Origin of the sequence: Spirillospora sp. CA-294931 (assembly GCF_050946795.1) — a bacterium.
In the GTDB taxonomy this organism is placed as follows: Bacteria; Actinomycetota; Actinomycetes; order Streptosporangiales; family Streptosporangiaceae; genus Spirillospora.
Genome location: NZ_CP192006.1, coordinates 1,002,699 through 1,020,722 on the forward strand (window position 1 = coordinate 1,002,699; position 18,024 = coordinate 1,020,722).

Consider the following 18,024-nt stretch of genomic DNA (forward strand, 5'->3'; position numbering starts at 1 on the left):
GGCATCGCCCCCCTTATGTTCTGCTCAGTTGAGGTCGGTGATTTCCTGGGGGCGCTGGCCGGTGACCATGTAGACGACGTTCTCGGCCACGTGGACGGCGTGGTCGGCGAAGCGCTCGAAGTAGCGCCCCGCCAGCGTGATGTCGACGGCGGGCTCGACGCCGTGCTTCCACTTGGGCGACAGGAGCTTGTCGAAGAGCTTGCGGTGCAGGCGGTCCATGGCGTTGTCGTCGTCGTCCAGCTCCAGGCCCATCTCGACGTCCTGGGAGGCGATGACGCTGCCGGCCTTGGCGACCATGCGCTCGGCGATCTGGCCCATCTCCAGCACGGTGGCCTGGAGCTCGGGCGGGACGGCCGACTCGGGGTGGCGGCGGCGCGCGGTCTTGGCGATGTGGACGGCGAGGTCGCCCATCCGCTCCAGGTCGCCGCTCATCCGCAGCGCGGTGATGAGGGTGCGCAGGTCACCGGCCACGGGCTGCTGGCGCGCCATGAGGTCGAAGACGACCTCCTCGATCTCGTTGTCGATCTTGTTGACCTGCTCGTCGCCGCTGATGACCTCTTCGGAGAGGCGGAGGTCGGCGTCCAGAAGTGCCGTCGTCGCGCGGGCCATCGCGGAGCGGACCAGCCGGGTCATCTCCACGAGCTTGTCGGAGAGGGAGTCGAGCTCCTCGTGGTAGGCGTCGCGCATGGTAATCCCTGTTCGAGTAGGTGGTGGGCGAGCCTGCCGGGCACCGATGGGGCGGCAGGGGCACGGGGAGGCCGGTCGGCGGGCACGGGCGTACGCCGGACGGACTCGCCCACGCCATAGCCTCTCTGACCAGCATGAACCAACACACATAAAGAGGTGAACTTTGGGCGAACGCGCCCTCGTTCTGGTACCCCGTCGTGCAGGAAGCTCCTGGTGGACGCTTACGATCCCAAGTGTGGAGGTCGAGATTGTCGCAGGCCTGACGGGGCTTGCCGGGCTCGCGATCGGGCTCGCTACTGGATTGGCGGTGCGTGTGAGCGAGCGAGCCCAGCAGGCCGCGACCCCGGCCGGCCCGAAGACCGGGCTGCCGCCGGGGATCGCCTCCGTGCTCAGCGTCCTGCGGTCTTCCGCGGTCGTGGTGGACGGAGAGGACCGCGTGCTGCGCGCCAGCTCGGCCGCGCGGGCGTTCGGTGTGGTCAGCGGCGACAGGCTCGTGGTGGACGAGCTGTTGGCGATGGCCAGGCTGGTGCGCCGCGACGGCGAGATACGCGAGACCGAGATCCAGGTCGGCCCCTCGCGCAGCCGCAGCCGCGCCGACGGCCGCTGGTTCGCGGTCCGCGTCGCGCCGCTCGGCTCGCACGGGCTGGTGCTGGTGCTCGCCGAGGACCTCACCGAGATGCGCCGGGTCGAGGCGATCCGCCGCGACTTCGTGGCCAACGTGAGCCACGAGCTCAAGACTCCCGTGGGCGCGCTGTCGCTGCTGGCCGAGACGGTCGAGGGCGCGGCCGACGACCCCGACGCGGTGCGCCGGTTCGCCGGGCGCATGCAGCAGGAGTCGGTGCGCCTCACCAACCTCGTCCAGGACCTGATGACGCTGTCCAGGATCCAGGGCGACGAGCCGCTGCCCGAGCTGCACCCGGTCTCGCTCGACGAGGTGATCGTCGAGGCGCTCGACCGCAGTCACATCAAGGCCTCCTCCAAGAACATCGAGCTCACCTCCGGCGGACGCGACGACCTCAAGGTCCGCGGCGACGAGGAGCTGCTGGTCACCGCGGTGCGCAATCTGGTCGACAACGCCGTGGCCTACAGCCCCGAGAACACCCGTGTCGTGGTCGCCACCCGCGCCTGCGACGACGACCGCCACGTCGAGATCAACGTGACCGACCAGGGCATCGGCATCCCCGACAGCGAGGTGGAGCGGATCTTCGAACGCTTCTACCGCGTCGACCCGGCCCGCTCCCGCGCGACCGGTGGCACCGGCCTCGGCCTCGCCATAGTCAAGCATGTCACCACCAAGCACGGCGGCGAGGTGACGGTCTGGAGCAAGGAGGGATCCGGATCGACGTTCACGATCCGGCTGCCGCTGCTCAACCCGTCCCGGCACGACGCCGGACGTCCGTCCGCCGCCGCCGAACCCGAACCGGCCGCCCCCTCGCGCGCCGAGTCGCCGACCGACTTCCCCACCCCACCGAACCCCTGAAGGTCCGGCGTCATGAACACCCAGTACGGCGCGCGCCGGCCCGCCGATAAGGATCACGCCCGGGAGGCAACACCGTGACCCGAGTGCTCGTCGTGGAAGACGAAGAGTCGTTCAGTGACGCACTGTCGTACAACTTGCGCAAGGAGGGTTTCGAGGTGGCCGTGGCGGCCACCGGCCCCGACGCGCTGGACATTTTCGAGCGCAACGGTGCCGACCTCGTGCTCCTCGACCTGATGCTGCCCGGCCTGCCCGGCACCGAGGTGTGCCGCGAGCTGCGCTCCCGGTCCAACGTGCCAGTGATCATGCTGACGGCCAAGGACAGCGAGGTCGACAAGGTCGTGGGCCTGGAGCTCGGCGCCGACGACTATGTGACCAAGCCGTTCTCCACCCGTGAGCTTGTCGCCCGGATGCGCGCGGTGCTGCGCCGCCAGGGCGAGATCGAGGATCTGGCCGCCCCGGCGATCCTTGAGGCTGGACCGGTCCGGATGGACGTCGAGCGCCACGTGGTGAGCGTCGGCGGCGACTCCGTCCAGCTGCCCCTCAAGGAGTTCGAGCTCCTCGAAGTCCTGCTCCGCAACGCGGGCCGCGTCCTGACCCGCATGCAGCTGATCGACCGCGTGTGGGGCGCCGACTACGTGGGCGACACCAAGACCTTGGACGTCCACATCAAGCGGCTTCGCGCCAAGATCGAGGCAGCGCCGTCCACCCCCCGCTACATCGTCACCGTCCGCGGCCTCGGCTACAAGTTCGAGCCGTAAACACCGGGAAACGCGAACGGCCCGCATGGCAGGGATGCCGTGCGGGCCGTTTCGTTGTGCGGGTCAGTTGCCGCTGTGCTCCTGGTCCTGGGCGGGCTTCTCGGTGGCGGCGGGGCTGGCCGGGCCGTTGGTCTCGTGACCGGTGGAGGCGGGCGTGGTGGCGTGGCCGCCGGTGGGGGCCGGGCTCTCGTGGCCACCGGGGGCCGGGGTCTCGTGGCCGCCGCCGTGCTCGCCCTCGGGCTTGCCGGTCTGGGCGGGCACCACCGGGGCGGGGACGCCCGCGGAGACCGCGGCGTAGGAGAGGTACTCGTTGTGCTGGACGACCACGGGCACCGAGACCTCGACGGTGCCGGCGTGCTCGAACTGGAGCTTGAGCTTGACGACCTCGCCGCCGAGCAGCTCGCGGGACGCGCCGGTCAGCACCACCAGCGGGGCCTTGCCCGCGGGGATGGCGTCGGTGGGCGGCGGCGTCGTGGCGGGCGGGGTCGGCGTCGCGGCGGTCGACTCGGGCGAGGCGGTGGTGGTCTCCGGCGTGGCCGAGGGCTTGGCACCGGGCGTCTCGGACGGGTTCGCGCCCGGGGTCTCCGACGGGTTCGCGCCGGGCGTCTCCGAGGGCTTGCCGGACGGCTTCTCGCCCGGCTTGGCGGGCTTGGTGGTCGCGGGCGGCGCCGGGGCGGCGGCCTGGCCGACCAGCGTGGTGGCCGTGCCCTCGCCGGACTCCTTGGCGGCGGGCAGCGTCACGGCCCCGCCGGTGATCTTCGTCTGGGGGAAGTCGGCCGCGGCCGTCGCGCTCACCAGCCGGTCGGGACGTCCCTTGACCTGGTTGATGATCGTGGCGTACAGCGGCACCGAGGCGCCCGCTGGGAGCTTCTGGTCGGCCTTGGGGCCGAGCAGGAACATGTTGCGGACGTCGATCTGCGCCGTCTTGCCGCCCTGCGGGAGCGAGACGTTGACGCCCTCGGTGAGCTGGGTGGGCGCGGCGGACTGGGGCTCGCTGCCGGCGCCGCAGCCGGAGATCACCGGTGCGATCGCGACGGCACCCGCGAAGGCGAGTGCGACCACTCGACGGCTGTTTCGGGTCACGGCGTCGTTCTCCTCGCGAAGGACGTTGGAGGGCGTTCGAAGGACGTTCAAGCGCGTTGTCTCGGAATGGCGAGATACGCCAGGGGAAGCCTAGCGAGGTCAGCCCCGGACCCCCGACTCGGGGTGGGGTCACGCGCGCCGCGAGGTCAGCCGTTCAGGGCCTTGAGACGGTCGGAGAGCGCCTTTCCCGTAGGCATCGGGGCCGTCACCTCGGTGACGATCCCGTCGGGCCGTACGAAGATCGTGGTGATGGGCGCGTCCGGCCTGGCGTAGGTGGCCGAGAGGACGCCTCGGGGGTCGTCGAAGATTTGCGGGACGTTGCCGTGCGCCTTGCCCGCGAGCCCCCGCAACTCCTTGATCGAAGGAGTGGCCGAGCCCCGCGCGCGGTTGCCGCCGATCCAGAGCTTCAGCTTGAACTCGCCCGTCCGGGCCGCCAGCTCGGTGATGGCCTTCTCGCACCCGCACTTGGACCGGACGATCCCGATCACCCCGGGACGGGCGTCCAGGACGGAAACGGTCTTGGGGTCGCGTCCGTCGAGCGTCACGTCGGTCATGGGGAGAGTGCCGCCGACGGCCCCGGGGGTGGCGGAAGCATGGGGCGCCAGGACAGAGGCGGTGGGGCGCGGCGCGGGCCGAGGTCCGAGCGCGGTCATCAGGCCGCCGCTGATGAGGGCGACCAGCACGGCTCCCGTGATGATCGGGATGGCGAGGCCGTAGCGGGTGAAGGGGCGGGCCAGTCTCCGGAGGCGTTCACTGCGGCGCCGGCGGCGTTCTTCGCGGTGGTAGGCGATGACGTCGCGGTCGAGTTCGCGCGCGTCGTCGGGGACGACGACATCGACACGGGGCAGGCCGTAGTCGTCCGGCTCGGGGTTGCCGTCTGGCCTCACACCGCACCTCTCCATCCTCGCGGTCACACGTTCTGCATTGCCCCATTTCAGGTTCTCCGGGCGCTTTGTACCCGCGCGGCCCGGCATGTTCACCTTCCAGTATGAGCCGCTTCCGGCGCCCTCGGCAGCGGGAAGCGTGCGGAGTTTTCGCCGTCCTGGGACAGGCGTCCGGAGGTGGTCTCAGGCCGGACCGTAAAGAGGGTTTTCGATGCAGGACAGAGGCGGTATGCACCGTTCAGGAGCTTTGTCAAGACCCCAATTAGGGGGTTGACCTGGGCATTTGCCCTTAAGGTCGGTGCAGCCACCGTCGGGTCCGTGCTACCCTTGTCGTAGCGGAAGGGGTACTTGTCACATGACTTTCCAGGTCGGCGACACCGTCGTCTACCCCCACCACGGGGCTGCTCGGATCGAGGCCATCGAGACTCGCACCATCAAGGGTGAGGAAAAGACCTATCTGGTCTTGAAGGTCGACAAGGGCGACCTGACAGTGCAGGTTCCGGTCGAGAACGTCGAGGATGTCGGCGTGCGCGACGTCGTGGGCCAGGAGGGTCTGGAGAAGGTGTTCGAGGTGCTGCGCGCACCCTACACCGAAGAGCCGACCAACTGGTCAAGGCGCTACAAGGCGAACCTTGAGAAGCTGGCGTCGGGTGACGTCAACAAGGTGGCCGAGGTCGTCCGCGACCTGTGGCGGCGCGACAAGGAACGCGGTCTGTCGGCAGGCGAGAAGCGCATGCTGGCGAAGGCCCGCCAGATACTGGTCAGCGAGCTCGCGCTGGCCGAGAAGACCAACGAGGACAAGGCCGAGGCCCTGCTCGACGAGGTCCTGGCCAGCTAGCGCGAATGCTGGAGAAACTTCCACGGGTGGGCGTCGGAACCGACGTCCACCCGTTCGCTTCCCCGGACGCCCCCGCCCGCCCCCTGTGGGTGGCCGGCCTGCGCTGGGACAACGAAGGCCAGGGCCTCGCGGGCCATTCCGACGGCGACGTCGCCGCCCACGCGGCCTGCGACGCCCTCCTGTCGGCCTGCGGCCTCGGCGACCTCGGCGCCGTCTTCGGCACGTCCGACCCCCGCTGGTCCGGCGCCTCCGGCGTCACGCTCCTGCGCGAGGTCGCCCGCCTCGTCCACGAGGCCGGCTTCACCATCGGCAACGTCTCCATCCAGGTGATCGGCAACCGTCCCAAGATCGGCAAACGCCGAGCCGAGGCCGAGAAGATCCTCAGCGAAGCCCTGGACGGCGCCCGCGTCACCCTCTCCGGCACCACCACCGACGGCCTCGGCCTAACCGGCCGAGCCGAGGGCCTAGCCGCCATAGCCAACGCCCTAGTCATCTAAACCCGAGCCCCACCACCACGCCCCCTCCCGCGTCCCGGCGCCCCGGCGCGTGCTCGCGCGTCGGCGCCTGCGCCACCGCGCCTCACGTTCGAGCGCCGCCGTATCCACCCGCGCCGCTGCATCTCGCGCCCGCGCGCGCCCCCCGTTCCTCGCGCTTCCGCGTCCCGCGTCTCCGCGCCCACGCCCGCGTCCCCGCGCCCGCGCCCGCGTCTCCGCGCCCGCGTCCCCGCGCCCGCGTCCCCGCGCCCGCGTCTCCGCGCCCGCGTCCCGTGCCCCGTGCTCGCGCGGCGCCCTCGTGTCCCGGGTACCTCCGCGCTCACGCGTCCCGAGCGCCTGCGTCTCGCGCTTTCGCCCCACATTCCGCCTTCTGCGTCCCGCTTCCGCGGCTGCGGTGCCTGCGGGTCAGCGTGTTCCGCGTCCTGTCGCGTGCTCGTGCGCGTTGGAGTTCGGGTTCTGCGCTCGTGCGTTCGGGCCCGGGGCGCCGCCGCCCCCCACGTTGCGCGTTTGCGGGTGGGGTTGTGGCGCGGATGTCGTTGTGGATGGGGCAGGGCTTGGCGTTCCTTGAGACGTTGGGTGGTGCCTGCGCGGGGCGGGCGCCACCCAACGTCCCGTGGTGGGTCAGGTGGTGGCGGGGACGATGGTGCCGACGACCTCGCCCAGAGCCAGGCGGGAGCCGGTGGGAGTGGGGGCGGTGGCGCGGAGGATGACCGTGTCGCCGTCCTCCAGGAAGGTGCGCTTGGTGCCGTCGGCCAGTTCGACGGGCTCCCGGCCGTTCCAGGTGAGCTCCATCAGGCAGCCGCGCTGGAGGCGCTCGGGGCCCGAGACGGTGCCGGACGCGAACAGGTCGCCGGTGCGGAGCGAGGCGCCGTTGACGGTGGCGTGGGCGAGTTGCTGGGGGGCCGTCCAGTACATGGTGGAGAACGGGGGACGGGACACCGTCTGGCCGTTGATGAGCACCTCGATGTCGAGGTCGAGGGCCCAGGGCTCGTCGCAGTGGAGGTAGGGGAGGGGGACGGGGTCCTGGGGCGGGGGCGCGACCCGGGCGGCCTCCAGGGCGGCTACGGGGGTGATCCACGGGGAGATGGACGTTGCGAAGGATTTGGCGAGGAAGGGGCCCAGGGGCTGGCCCTCCCAGCCCTGGACGTCGCGGGCGCTCCAGTCGTTCACCAGCGTGAAGCCGAAGATGTGGTCGCGGAAGTCGCCGGTGGCGACCGGGTGGCCGGGGGCCGACGGGACGCCCGCGACGAAGCCGACCTCGGCCTCGATGTCGAGCTTGAGCGTGGGCCCGAAGGTCGGCCCGGACTCGCCGCGCCGCTGCCCGCTCGGCCGGACGATCGGCGTCCCCGAGGGGAAGACCGTCCCGGAGCGGCCGTGGTAGCCGACCGGCAGGTGTTTCCAGTTGGGGAGCAGGGCGTCGCCGCCGGGACGGAGCATCCGGCCCATGTTGGTGGCGTGGTGCTCGGAGGCGTAGAAGTCGACGTAGTCGGCGACCTCGATGGGACGCAGGAGTTCCACGTCCCTGAGGGGGATCAGATGGGGCTCCACCTGGGGGCGGTGGGACTCGTCGGTGAGCAGTTCGGTGAGGCGGGTGCGGTTGGCCTGCCAGGAGGCGCGACCCGCGGCCATGAAGGCGTTCAGTGACCCGGACGCGAACCAGCGGCCCTCGATCAGGCCCGCGGTCGCCAGTTCGGCCAGGTCGAGTACGTGCTCGCCGATGGCCACGCCGACGCGCGGCAGCTCACCGGGGCGGGAGAACACCCCGTACGGCAGGTTCTCGACGCCGAAGCCGCTGTCCTCATTGACCTCAACCCATGTAACGGTCGTCATGACGACCCATCATTCCCGACGTCCCCCGCCTTGATGAGCCCCAGCCCCCTCAGATCCTCCAGCGGCGAGACGATGTCGCATGATCCGTAGGAGACCAGCAGGCCGCGCACGGCGGCCGGGTCGGCGCGGCGGATCTCCTCGGCCAGGGCCGGGCCGTCGGCGCTGTCCAGGGCCTCCACGAGGTTCGCGGTGGGGTCCTGGGCGGCGCGGGCGGTGGCGACCATGACGTTGAGGAAGCCGTGGTGGCCGGGGTCGACGTCCCTGATCGCGTGGTGCAGTCCCGCGGTGCATTTGAAGGGGAGCGACCGTTCGGCGCAGGCCGCGATGAAGTGCGCCACCTGGTAGGACGGCGGGACCTCGGCGCCGCCCATCCGGATCTTGGCGCCCAGCTCCGCGCCGTTCTCGCGCGCGGCGGCGATGCGGTCGAGCGCCTCGCGCCAGCCGTCGGCGCGGCGGATCTCGATGTAGCCGGGCAGATCGGACGGGAGCGCCGCGATGGTCACCGCCGCCGCCCGCGCCTGGTCGGCGTCCTGGGGGAGCGGGATCTCGATCCAGGACGGACGCACCCGGGGTTCCGCGCGTGCCGCGTCGAGGGCGGCGGGCAGGCCCTCGGCGCCGGTGTCGGCGATGATCCCCAGGTCGACGAGATCTTCGGGGACGAGGTTGGCGCTCAGTTCGTCCAATCGGGAGGCCGGGCACAGGAAGCGGCCCAGCACGGGGTGGGGCGCCGCCACCCGGTAGGCGGGCAGCGCGGCCTCCATGGTCTCAAGGGCCGGCGGGAACAGGGCGGCGTCGTCCACCAGATGATCGAAAAGGGGGTCCATGCTCCGAGATCTACCCCATGGACGCGCGCACGTCACTAGTCGGCGGGTGGGAGGGGCGAGCTGCGCAGGCTGCCCGACGGGGGGTTCCAGTCCCAGATCGGGAGGTCTTCCTCCTCGCCCGCGTCGGGATCTTCGGGACGGTCGGCGGGAGCGGCCTCGTCATCGTCGTCCAGGGCGAGCGGCGGCGGGACGGCGATGTCGGGCTGGGTCGTCCTGGCGGGCACGGAGCCCTTGCGCACGAGTTCGACGTCGGTCGACGGCGACGCCGGGAGCGCCGGGGCCGAGGACGGTGGCAGGGCCGGGGGCGACGCCTTGACGATTTCCACCGGTGCTTCGGGCTCGGGGGCCTTCTTCGGCGAGGTCGTCCCGCGCAGTTGCTTGAACATTGTCAGCCACAGCCACACGGACGTGACCAACATCACGTGCGGGGCGACGGCGATTCCGGCGCGCAGCGGGTCGTCCGGGAGGGAGGCGTAGCCCCAGACCGACCTCTGGACGCCGATGGCCGCGCCCCCCGCCAGCAGCGCGATCAGCAGCGTCCAGCGCAGCAGCCGCGACCACCAGCGGGCGTGCCGGGTGACCACGAGCGAGAAGATCGTCATCGTCAGGAGCGCGTCGTACATCACCGGGTATACGGGGGCCCAGCGCCGGCCGGACCGGCCCTCGATCGCCAGGTCGCGCAGCACGTCGTAGGTCAGCACGAACGCCCCGCCCGCCAGGACGGCGACCACAAGCCCGGCCAGCACCGCGAGCAGCCGCCGCTGTGCCGGGTTGTAAAGGGGTCTGGCCTGGCCGGGGCCGGACGTGCTGGACGGTTCGGGCGCGCTCGGGCGTTCGGAGGGCATCTCTCGGCTCGTCTCGGGGGTGTCGGGGCCGTTCGGGGGTCTCAAGGGGGAGACTAACGAGCCGGGCCGATCGTTAGTCCTCACTTGCGTGGCGACCCTCCGGCAATGCGGGAGTTATGCACGGAGACGTACGGTATGGGTGACAACGGCGTCGCTTTGAGGAGGCAGCTAATGCCCTACTACCGGGTCGTTGGGGAGATTCCCCGAAAGCGTCACGTCCAGTACCGCAGACCGGACGGCGGCTTGTACGCCGAGGAGCTGATGGGCGAGGAGGGCTTCTCCTCCGACTCCAGCCTGCTCTACCACCGGCATCTCCCGACCGGCATCATCAAGAGCGAGGGCGTGGAGGACGCGGCGGGCGCCGCCGCGCTGACGTCCAACCATCCGCTTCAGCCGCGTGCCTACCGCACCCAGGACCTCCCCGTGGGCGGCGACGTCGTCCAGGGACGCCAGGTGATGTTCGGCAACGAGGACGTCCGGGTGTCGTTCGTGTCCGCGTCGGAGACGAGCGAGCTCTACCGCAACTCGGTCGGGGACGAGGTCGTCTACGTCCAGTCGGGCACGGCGCGCTTCGAGTCGACCTACGGCGCGCTGGAGGTCGGCGAGGGCGACTACGTGGTGGTCCCGACCGGGACGATCCACCGCTGGGTGCCCGGCGAGGGCGGCGAGCCGCTGAACGTGATGGTGGTCGAGGCCCGTGGCCACATCCGCCCGCCCAAGCGGTACCTGTCGCAGTACGGGCAGTTCCTTGAGCACGCCCCCTACTCCGAGCGCGACCTGCGGGCGCCCTCCGAGCCCCTCATCGTCGAGGGCGGCGAGGTGCCGGTGCTGGTGCGCAACCGGGGCGGCCTGTCGCGGCTGACCTTCCTGCACCACCCGTTCGACGTCGTGGGCTGGGACGGCTACCTCTACCCCTACGTGTTCAACATCAACGACTTCGAGCCCGTCGTGAAGCGGATCCACGCGCCGCCGCCGGTGCACCAGACCTTCGAGGGCCCGAACTTCGTGATCTGCTCGTTCTGCCCCCGTCCGCTGGACTTCCACGAGGACGCGGTGCCCGTCCCCTACAACCACCACAACGTCGACTCCGACGAGATGATGTTCTACGTGGGCGGCGACTACTCGGCCCGCAAGGGCTCGGGCATCGGCGTCGGCTCGATCTCGCTGCACCCCTCCGGCTTCACCCACGGCCCCCAGCCGGGCGCCGTCGAGGCGGTCGTCGAGGCCGTGAAGAAGGGTCACACCACGACCAACGAGATGGCCGTCATGATCGACACCTTCCGTCCGCTCCAGCTCGGCCCGGCCGCCACCCGGTGCGAGGACCCGGAGTACGCGTGGACGTGGGCCAGGAGCGCCGGATAACACTCCGGCACCGCCCGCCCACATCACGCTTGACGTTGACAACGGGGTAGTCGCATATCCATGTCCTTTCCGGAACCGGTGCTGGAGCGCGCCGCCGCGCGACGGCTGGGCGAGCCGGTCCGGGCCTTCACGGCCCGGGCCGGCGGCCGCCGGTACCTGGCGTGGGCGGCGCTGCTCGGCCTCGCCGGTGCCGTGCTCGCGCTCGCGGCGACGTCCTACCTGCGCGACGACCGTCCGGAGCCGGGCGTGCCCGTGGCGGTCCTGTCGGCCGGCTACCTCGGCGGCGCCGTCTGGCTCGCGGGCCGGACGGCGCCGCGCGGCCGAAGGCGGGCCGTCTACCTGTTCAAGGACGGCATCGTCCTGACCGGGCCGGGCGACCCCGGCGTCCACCAGTGGGACACGCTGGCTTCGGTGACGGTCTCGGGCGTCCAGCGGGCGGCGCGCGGGACGACCCGGTGGACGATCACCGTCACCACGTCCGAGGGCGAGCGGATCAGGCTCGGCGATTTCGCGGACGCCCACGAGCTGGGCGAGGCCCTCTCCGCCGAGGTCGCGGGACGGGCGTTCCCCCGGCACCTGGCCGAGATCGAGGCCGGGGAGACCGTGAGGCTCGGGCCGTTCGCGGTCGACCTCGACGGAGTCGAGAAGGACGGCGTCCGCGCGCCCTGGGCCGCGGTGTCCGAGGTGGGCATCGACAACGGCATGGTCTACCTGCGCACGGCCGACGACCTCCAGGTGCTCACCTCGATCGCCAGCCGGACGCCCAACGCGGTCGCCTTCGTCGAACTGTGCTCGCGCCTGCGCGAGCGGCACACCGAGAACGAGCACGGCCTCTGAGACCGGCGCGTCCGCGGCGCGGGGACGAGCACGGCCTCTGAGACCGGCGCGTCCGCGGCGCGGGGACGAGTCCGGCCTCTGAGACCGGCGCGTCCGCGGCGCGGAGACGAGTCCGGCCTCTGACACGGTGCGCTTGCGCCAAGAGCACCGCGCGCTCACACGCCCATCCAATAACCTTGGCGTGTGAGCCTGCGCTTTTACGACACCGGCACCCGTAGCGTCCGCACGTTCGAGCCTCTGGAAGAGGGCCGCGTGGGGATGTACGTCTGTGGGGCGACACCGCAGGCCGCACCGCACATCGGCCACCTCCGCTCGGGCGTCATCTACGACGTGCTGCTGCGCTGGCTGCGCGCCTCCGGCTACGAGGTCACGTTCGCGCGCAACGTCACCGACATCGACGACAAGATCATCGCGGTGGCGGCCGACCGGGGCGTCCCCTGGTTCGCGGTCGCCGAGGGCAACCAGCGGGTCTTCGGCAAGGGCTACGACCTGCTCGGCTGCCTGCCGCCCACCATCGAGCCCCGGGCCACCGGCCATGTGCCCGAGATGATCGTCATGATGCGGCGGCTGATCGAGGCCGGGCATGCCTACGCCTCGGGCGGCGACGTCTACTTCGACGTCGGGTCGTGGGCCGACCGCTACGGCGCGCTGTCGAACCAGAAGCTCGAGAACATGCGCGACCCGAAAGACACCCCGAACGCCGACTGCAAGCGCGACCCCCGCGACTTCGCGCTCTGGAAGGGCGCCAAGCCGGGCGAGCCGACATGGGAGACGCCGTGGGGCGAGGGGCGTCCCGGCTGGCACCTGGAGTGCTCGGCGATGGCGTCCAAGTACCTCGGGCCCGCGTTCGACATCCACGGCGGCGGCGTCGACCTGATCTTCCCGCACCACGAGAACGAGATCGCCCAGTCCCAGGCCGCGGGCGACGGCTTCGCCCGCTACTGGCTGCACAACGGGCTGCTGACGGTCGACGGCGAGAAGATGAGCAAGTCGGTCGGGAACGTGGTGCTGCTCACCGACCTGCTGGGACGGGCCCGTCCCGTGGAGGTGCGCTACTACCTCGCGTCCGCCCACTACCGGTCGCTGATGGACTACACCGACGCGGCGCTGGCCGAGGCCGTCTCGGCCTACCAGCGCATCGAGGGCTTCGTCGTCCGCGCCGCCGAGGTCGTGGGGGAGGGCAAGCCCGCTCCCGACCTGCCCGAGGCGTTCACCGCCGCGCTGGACGACGACCTCGGCGTCCCGCAGGCCCTGGCCGTGGTGCACGAGACCGTCCGCGACGGCAACAGCGCGCTGGCCGCGGGCGACGACGACGCGGCCGGACGGCTGCTGGCCTCGGTGCGGGCGATGACCGGCGTCCTCGGCCTCGACCCGCTGTCGGAGCAGTGGGGCCACGGCGGCGACGACGAGCTGCGCCCGGTGGTCGACGCCCTGGTCAAGGTGGCTCTGGAACAGCGCCAGGCGGCCCGCGCCCGCAAGGACTACGCCGCCGCCGACGCCATCCGCGACGGCCTCGCCGACGCCGGGGTGCTGGTCGAGGACACCCCGCACGGCGCCCGCTGGGAGCTCAAGCACGGCTGAGCCGGGGCGTTCCACTCCGGCGGGCGCCTAAAATCGAGAAATGGCCAAACGCAAGGGGAAGGGTCCTACTCCCAAAGCCGAGGACCGGCACTGGCACGCCAAGCGGCAGCGTGCCCGGGCCGTGAAAAGCGCGCGGCGCACCGGCACCCCGACCGTGGGCCCCGGCTCCCGCCCCCAGGGCGGTGAGGGCGAGAACGCACGACAGGGGCGTCCCGCCGGCGCGCGGCGCGCCAACGGCGAGACCCCCGAGCTGGTCACCGGGCGCAACCCGGTGGTCGAGGCGCTGCGCGCCGGGGTGCCCGGCACCGCGCTTTACGTGACCTCGGGCACCGACGAGCGCGTCCGCGAGGCGATCCAGATCGCCGCCGACCGGCGCATCCCGCTGCTGGAGAGCGGCAAGGCCGAGCTCGACCGCCTCACCGACGGCGCCGTCCACCAGGGCATCGCGCTCCAGGTGCGGCCGTACCGCTACGCCCACCCCGACGACCTGCTCAAGGGCGCCGCGCCGCTGATCGTCGCGGTCGACGGCATCACCGACCCGCGCAACCTCGGCGCGATCGTCCGCTCGGCCGCCGCGTTCGGCGCCAGCGGCGTGGTCGTCCCCGAGCGCCGTGCCGCCGGGGTCACCGCGGGCGCGTGGAAGACCTCCGCCGGGACGCTGGCCAACGTGCCGGTCGCCCAGTGCACCAACCTGTCCCGCCAGCTCAAGGCGTACCAGAAGGCGGGCTGCTTCGTCGCCGGCCTCGACGCCGAGGGCGAGACCGCCGTGGCCGACCTCGACCTGGCCGCGGGCCCGTTCGTCCTGGTGGTCGGCTCCGAAGGCAAGGGCCTGGGCCGTCTGGTCGCCGACACCTGCGACCTGCTGATCACCATCCCCATGCCCGGCAAGGCCGAGTCCCTCAACGCCGGCGTCGCCGCCGGAATCGCCCTCTACGAGGTAGCCCGGCTGCGTTCATGAAATCCCGGCCCACCTGCGCTCATTAACGCAATCGCGCGCGTGGCTGGGCCCTCAGGTCCAGCGGGTGCCCGCTGGGGTGTCGCGGAGTTCGATGCCGTGCCGGGCCAGGGCGTCGCGGACGCGGTCGGCGAGTTCGTAGTGCCCGGCGCTCCTGAGCTCCGCCCTGATCGCGACGAGGTCCGGGACGGCGGCGTCCAGCGGCGCGGCACCGCCGTCGGCCAGCCGGACGATCAGGCCGCGCATCACGGTGCGGGCCCATTCGGTGCCCTCGTCCTCCTCGGTGTCGGCGGCCCACTCGGCCACGGCCGCCTCGATCCGCAGGATGGCCTCGGCCTTGGCGGCGGGTTCGGCGGCCGCCTCGAAGCGACGTCCGCTCTCCTCGACGATCTCCTTGAGCGTTTCTCCCTCGGGCTCGGGGGCGGGCCGCCGCTCCGTGCGGCGGGGCGGTGGCGCGGACTCGCCCCGCAGGAGCGCCCGCAACCTGGTCATCGTGAGCACCTCCCCGGCGGGCAGGCACACGCTCTCGCCCCGGCGCCGGACGGTGACGCCGCCGCGTCCGCGCACCTCGGCCCGGTCGGCGTCCGGTTCCAGGACGAGCGCGGTGTGCTCGTCGACCCCGAGCACGGACGCCGTGGGCGGCAGTTCGCGCTCCATGATCCGCAGCCGCCGCTCACCCAGGTAGGAGTAGCGGGTGTCGTGCGTCCCGCCCTCGGCGTTGTCGTAGTGCGGGATCACCGCGGCCTCCAGGCCGTACTCGGCGAGCAGGTCGAGGCCGTCCACCCAGGCGGCGGGCGCCCCCACCTTGTAGATCTCGTAGACGGGCACGGCGTACCGTCCGAGCGCGCAGGCGGCGGCCGACGCGAAGACGATCGCGGCCGACCCGGCGCGCACATGGTCGCGCAGCGCGGTCTCCAGCGGTCCCGCGCGCCAGTGGCCGAGCGCGTGGGTCGGGCTGCCGGGCCCGCAGAACACCCAGCCCGCGCCCCTGACATCGGCGAGCCCGTCCTCCCCGGGCGCCGCGACCCGCACCTTCAGCCCGACGCTGGTCGCGAAGTACTTCACGGCCGTGGCCGAGATGTCGTCGACGTTCTCCTGGAACCCGTAAGGCGTGTCGAGCAGGACGGCCCGCACGCCCGCCCCGAGCCGCGCGGCGATGTCCTTGTGCAGGGTCACCATCGTCGGGCTGGTCTCGCCCGACCCCATGATCACCATGAGACGTCCCATGGAGAACAGCAGAGCACCAGAAAGCCCCCGCGACCAGTCCTGGAGCTTCGACCAGCAGCCCGACGCCCAAACCCACTGCGGTCGACGGCGGATGGTGCTTGGGGTGAACGAGATCTACCGGACGTGTTCTAGGCGACGGGGCAGCGTCCGGCGAGGCCGGGGGTCCAGCCTTCTAGTGCGCGGGCCAGCCGCGGGTCGCGGGACAGGAGCTCGGGGTCGTGCTCGGCGAGGAAGACCAGGTGCCGGACGGCGTGCGCCACGACCTGGTCGACGTCGACGCGTGCGGGGCTCGGCCGGTCGATGCTCTCGCCGTGCGCGAGGTCCGCGTCGCCGAGAAGGGTGGCGGGGCGTTCGGGTTCGGGGTCGGGCGCCACGACATAGGTGAGCACGAGCCTGCCGTCGTCCAGGCAGCGCCAGCTCGTCGAGTGCACCAGGGGACGTTCGTCGCGCACTCCGGCCAGGCGCCGGGCCGCGGAGTCGGGGTCGTCGCCCCTGGTGAGCGTGCCCGCGCAGCGGCGGTAGGCGGGACGGCCGCCGTCCGCGCGCAGCGGGAAGACCTCCACGACCACGGGTCGCGCGTCCACCCCGAAGAGATCCGTCAGCATCACTGCAACCCTACCGCTGTTGCAACATGCATGCAGGAAGCGATGGCATTTACCCGGCTATCGGTCTTATCAGGGGATCTATTTGTGAGCGGATGGGCAGGTGCCTAGCGTGGGGAACCCGAGACAAGCTGATGAGGAGCCCGCATGGCCACGATCCTTTTCGTCCTGACCGGAGCCGACCACTGGACGCTCGCCGACGGCACCCGGCACCCGACCGGCTTCTGGGCCGAGGAGTTCCTGGCGCCCCATCGGGCCTTCACCGAGGCCGGGCACCGGGTGGAGGTCGCGACGCCGGGCGGCGTCGTCCCGACCGTCGACCGGGCGAGCCTGGAGGACGGTGCCGAGGAGCGGCTGGCGGCCGTCCCCGAACTGCGTGCCCCGCGCGACCTGAAGGAGGTCGACCTGGACGACTACGCGGCCGTCTTCTACCCCGGCGGCCACGGGCCCATGGAGGACCTCGCGACCGACCGCTCGTCCGGTGAGCTGCTCGCCCGCGCGCTGGCGTCCGGGAGGCCGCTCGGCGTGGTCTGCCACGGGCCCGCCGCGCTGCTGGCCGCCCAGGATGCCGACGGCGCCTCGCCCTTCGCGGGCTACCGCCTCACCGCCTTCACCAACGCCGAGGAAGAGCAGGCCGGTTTCGCCGGGAAGGCGCGATGGCTGCTCCAGGACAGGCTTGAGGAGATCGGCGTGGACTTCCAGGCCGGTGCCCCGTGGGAGCCGCACGTGGTCAGCGACCGCAACCTGCACACCGGTCAGAATCCCGGCTCGTCCGCCCCTCTCGCCGCCGAGATCCTCAAGGCGCTCGGCTAGCCGCTCACCAGTCCGCGCCCGCGCGCAGCAGGCGCTGCCGGACGAGCGCCACATGCGGGAGCCGCTCCGACCCGGCCCGCGCCGCCAGGTAGGCGGTGTTGATCGGTGGCTCGGGGGGCTCCAGCAGGGCGACGAGCCCGCCCGACGCCAGCTCGTCCGCGCACAGGTAGCGGGGCAGGACGGTGGCCCCGGCACCCGCCTCGGCCAGCGCCTTCACCGCCCGCAAATCGGGGACGACGATCGCGGGGTCCGCGGCCAGCCGGGCGCCGAAGACCCGGCGCCAGTAACGCCGCAGGATCGGCAGGTCCTCGGCGTAGGAGATGAGCGGCACGCCCGCCAGTGCCGAGGGCCCCTCGATCGGGGGCAGGCGGTCACGCCAAACGGGGGCCGCGACCAGCACGAACTCTTCGTCCGCGAGAGGCTCGGCCCGCAGGGCGCGCCCGCGCGGACGGATCGAGGAGATCACCAGGTCGTAGCGTCCCGCCCGGAGCCCGGCGAGCAGGTCGTCGGCCAGGCCCGCCGTGACCCGCACGCGCACCCCGTCCGCGATCAGCGGGGCGAGCGCGGGCAGGGCCAGCACGGCCATCAGCTCGGCGGGCCCGCCCAGATGGACCGGCGGCTCGGGCGCGGGTTCGTCCGGCGCTCCACCGGCGATCGCCTCCAGCTCGTCCATCGGCCCCGCCAGGCGCGCGGCCAGCTCGTCGGCCACCGCCGTCGGCGCCACACCCCGGGGCAGCCGCTCGAACAGCTGCCGCCCCATCCGCTCCTCCAGCGCCCTGAGCTGCGTGGTGACCGTGGGCTGCGAGAGCCCCACCAGCGGCGCCGCCGCCGTCAGCGACCCCGCCCGATAGACCGCGAGGAACGTCCGCAGCTGCCCCAGGTCAAGAAACCGATAGGAATCCCGATCGCCCATGCCGCGAGTCT

General features: G+C 72.1%; 18 protein-coding genes. 9 read left to right on the forward strand and 9 right to left on the reverse strand.

Features of this window, described 5'->3' with window-relative positions; translation table 11 throughout:
• Positions 1–24: 24 nt before the first annotated feature.
• Positions 25–687, reverse strand: coding sequence for a phosphate signaling complex protein PhoU (gene phoU, locus ACQPY4_RS04835; protein WP_433332836.1), 663 nt, complete (start codon positions 685–687; stop codon positions 25–27).
• Between the two features lie 235 nt (positions 688–922).
• On the opposite strand from phoU, the gene ACQPY4_RS04840 reads away from it, so the two are divergent.
• Together ACQPY4_RS04840 and ACQPY4_RS04845 are read left to right on the forward strand one after the other, a co-directional pair.
• A complete protein-coding gene (locus tag ACQPY4_RS04840; RefSeq protein WP_433332838.1) occupies positions 923–2,167 on the forward strand; it encodes a sensor histidine kinase in 1,245 nt (414 codons plus the stop codon).
• 74 nt (positions 2,168–2,241) lie between these two features.
• The gene (locus ACQPY4_RS04845) at positions 2,242–2,925 is read left to right on the forward strand and encodes a response regulator (protein ID WP_433332840.1); all 684 of its coding nucleotides are present in this window, start codon (positions 2,242–2,244) and stop codon (positions 2,923–2,925) included.
• 63 nt (positions 2,926–2,988) lie between these two features.
• On the opposite strand, the gene ACQPY4_RS04850 is transcribed toward ACQPY4_RS04845, so the two are convergent.
• Together ACQPY4_RS04850 and ACQPY4_RS04855 are read right to left on the reverse strand one after the other, a co-directional pair.
• Positions 2,989–4,008 carry a hypothetical protein gene (locus tag ACQPY4_RS04850; protein ID WP_433332842.1) on the reverse strand — a complete coding sequence of 340 codons (1,020 nt, stop codon included), beginning with the start codon at positions 4,006–4,008 and terminating at the stop codon, positions 2,989–2,991.
• Between the two features lie 146 nt (positions 4,009–4,154).
• Positions 4,155–4,895: a hypothetical protein gene (locus tag ACQPY4_RS04855; protein ID WP_433332844.1), complete on the reverse strand. Its 741-nt coding sequence runs from the start codon at positions 4,893–4,895 to the stop codon at positions 4,155–4,157.
• Between the two features lie 352 nt (positions 4,896–5,247).
• Between ACQPY4_RS04855 and ACQPY4_RS04860 the strand changes: the two genes are divergently transcribed.
• Entirely contained in the window at positions 5,248–5,730 is a 483-nt protein-coding gene (locus ACQPY4_RS04860; protein ID WP_067459337.1) for a CarD family transcriptional regulator, read from the forward strand.
• 5 nt (positions 5,731–5,735) lie between these two features.
• A complete protein-coding gene (ispF, locus tag ACQPY4_RS04865; RefSeq protein WP_433332846.1) occupies positions 5,736–6,227 on the forward strand; it encodes a 2-C-methyl-D-erythritol 2,4-cyclodiphosphate synthase in 492 nt (163 codons plus the stop codon).
• A gap of 618 nt (positions 6,228–6,845) precedes the next feature.
• Here the strand turns inward: ispF and fahA are convergent.
• From fahA to ACQPY4_RS04880, 3 genes are read right to left on the reverse strand one after another with little or no spacing between them, the layout of a single operon-like run.
• Positions 6,846–8,054, reverse strand: a complete 1,209-nt coding sequence (fahA, locus tag ACQPY4_RS04870) for a fumarylacetoacetase (RefSeq protein WP_433332848.1) — start codon at positions 8,052–8,054, stop codon at positions 6,846–6,848.
• Positions 8,051–8,878, reverse strand: a complete 828-nt coding sequence (locus ACQPY4_RS04875) for a hypothetical protein (protein WP_433332850.1) — start codon at positions 8,876–8,878, stop codon at positions 8,051–8,053. Before ACQPY4_RS04875 ends, fahA begins: the two co-directional genes overlap by 4 nt.
• Before the next feature lie 35 nt (positions 8,879–8,913).
• The gene (locus ACQPY4_RS04880) at positions 8,914–9,723 is read right to left on the reverse strand and encodes a DUF2637 domain-containing protein (protein WP_433332852.1); all 810 of its coding nucleotides are present in this window, start codon (positions 9,721–9,723) and stop codon (positions 8,914–8,916) included.
• Positions 9,724–9,894: 171 nt separating this feature from the next.
• Between ACQPY4_RS04880 and ACQPY4_RS04885 the strand changes: the two genes are divergently transcribed.
• From ACQPY4_RS04885 to rlmB, 4 genes are all read left to right on the forward strand, one after another.
• Positions 9,895–11,085 carry a homogentisate 1,2-dioxygenase gene (locus tag ACQPY4_RS04885; RefSeq protein WP_433332854.1) on the forward strand — a complete coding sequence of 397 codons (1,191 nt, stop codon included), beginning with the start codon at positions 9,895–9,897 and terminating at the stop codon, positions 11,083–11,085.
• Positions 11,086–11,145: 60 nt separating this feature from the next.
• A complete protein-coding gene (locus ACQPY4_RS04890) occupies positions 11,146–11,922 on the forward strand; it encodes a DUF6585 family protein (RefSeq protein WP_433332856.1) in 777 nt (258 codons plus the stop codon).
• A gap of 183 nt (positions 11,923–12,105) precedes the next feature.
• Positions 12,106–13,503 (forward strand): cysteine--tRNA ligase, encoded by a 1,398-nt coding sequence (gene cysS / locus ACQPY4_RS04895; protein ID WP_433332858.1) that lies wholly within the window; start codon positions 12,106–12,108, stop codon positions 13,501–13,503.
• 40 nt (positions 13,504–13,543) lie between these two features.
• Positions 13,544–14,461 carry a 23S rRNA (guanosine(2251)-2'-O)-methyltransferase RlmB gene (gene rlmB, locus ACQPY4_RS04900; RefSeq protein ID WP_433332860.1) on the forward strand — a complete coding sequence of 306 codons (918 nt, stop codon included), beginning with the start codon at positions 13,544–13,546 and terminating at the stop codon, positions 14,459–14,461.
• Positions 14,462–14,512: 51 nt separating this feature from the next.
• On the opposite strand, the gene ACQPY4_RS04905 is transcribed toward rlmB, so the two are convergent.
• Complete coding sequence (locus tag ACQPY4_RS04905; RefSeq protein ID WP_433332862.1) at positions 14,513–15,685, reverse strand: hypothetical protein; 1,173 nt, start codon at positions 15,683–15,685, stop codon at positions 14,513–14,515.
• Between the two features lie 128 nt (positions 15,686–15,813).
• Positions 15,814–16,290: a hypothetical protein gene (locus tag ACQPY4_RS04910; protein ID WP_433332864.1), complete on the reverse strand. Its 477-nt coding sequence runs from the start codon at positions 16,288–16,290 to the stop codon at positions 15,814–15,816.
• 144 nt (positions 16,291–16,434) lie between these two features.
• On the opposite strand from ACQPY4_RS04910, the gene ACQPY4_RS04915 reads away from it, so the two are divergent.
• Positions 16,435–17,100, forward strand: a complete 666-nt coding sequence (locus tag ACQPY4_RS04915) for a type 1 glutamine amidotransferase domain-containing protein (protein WP_433332866.1) — start codon at positions 16,435–16,437, stop codon at positions 17,098–17,100.
• Between the two features lie 4 nt (positions 17,101–17,104).
• Here the strand turns inward: ACQPY4_RS04915 and ACQPY4_RS04920 are convergent, their stop codons facing one another.
• Positions 17,105–18,013: a LysR family transcriptional regulator gene (locus ACQPY4_RS04920; protein WP_433332868.1), complete on the reverse strand. Its 909-nt coding sequence runs from the start codon at positions 18,011–18,013 to the stop codon at positions 17,105–17,107.
• Positions 18,014–18,024 lie beyond the last annotated feature (11 nt).

What these genes read in the sequence shown, in the direction of transcription:
- phoU (WP_433332836.1), bottom strand. Translation starts at nt 687, where the DNA reads ATGCGCGACGCCTACCACGAGGAGCTCGACTCCCTCTCCGACAAGCTC.
- ACQPY4_RS04860 (WP_067459337.1), top strand. Translation starts at nt 5,248, where the DNA reads ATGACTTTCCAGGTCGGCGACACCGTCGTCTACCCCCACCACGGGGCT.
- ispF (WP_433332846.1), top strand. Translation starts at nt 5,736, where the DNA reads ATGCTGGAGAAACTTCCACGGGTGGGCGTCGGAACCGACGTCCACCCG.
- fahA (WP_433332848.1), bottom strand. Translation starts at nt 8,054, where the DNA reads ATGACGACCGTTACATGGGTTGAGGTCAATGAGGACAGCGGCTTCGGC.
- ACQPY4_RS04875 (WP_433332850.1), bottom strand. Translation starts at nt 8,878, where the DNA reads ATGGACCCCCTTTTCGATCATCTGGTGGACGACGCCGCCCTGTTCCCG.
- ACQPY4_RS04880 (WP_433332852.1), bottom strand. Translation starts at nt 9,723, where the DNA reads ATGCCCTCCGAACGCCCGAGCGCGCCCGAACCGTCCAGCACGTCCGGC.
- ACQPY4_RS04885 (WP_433332854.1), top strand. Translation starts at nt 9,895, where the DNA reads ATGCCCTACTACCGGGTCGTTGGGGAGATTCCCCGAAAGCGTCACGTC.
- ACQPY4_RS04890 (WP_433332856.1), top strand. Translation starts at nt 11,146, where the DNA reads ATGTCCTTTCCGGAACCGGTGCTGGAGCGCGCCGCCGCGCGACGGCTG.
- rlmB (WP_433332860.1), top strand. Translation starts at nt 13,544, where the DNA reads ATGGCCAAACGCAAGGGGAAGGGTCCTACTCCCAAAGCCGAGGACCGG.
- ACQPY4_RS04905 (WP_433332862.1), bottom strand. Translation starts at nt 15,685, where the DNA reads ATGGGACGTCTCATGGTGATCATGGGGTCGGGCGAGACCAGCCCGACG.
- ACQPY4_RS04910 (WP_433332864.1), bottom strand. Translation starts at nt 16,290, where the DNA reads ATGCTGACGGATCTCTTCGGGGTGGACGCGCGACCCGTGGTCGTGGAG.
- ACQPY4_RS04915 (WP_433332866.1), top strand. Translation starts at nt 16,435, where the DNA reads ATGGCCACGATCCTTTTCGTCCTGACCGGAGCCGACCACTGGACGCTC.
- ACQPY4_RS04920 (WP_433332868.1), bottom strand. Translation starts at nt 18,013, where the DNA reads ATGGGCGATCGGGATTCCTATCGGTTTCTTGACCTGGGGCAGCTGCGG.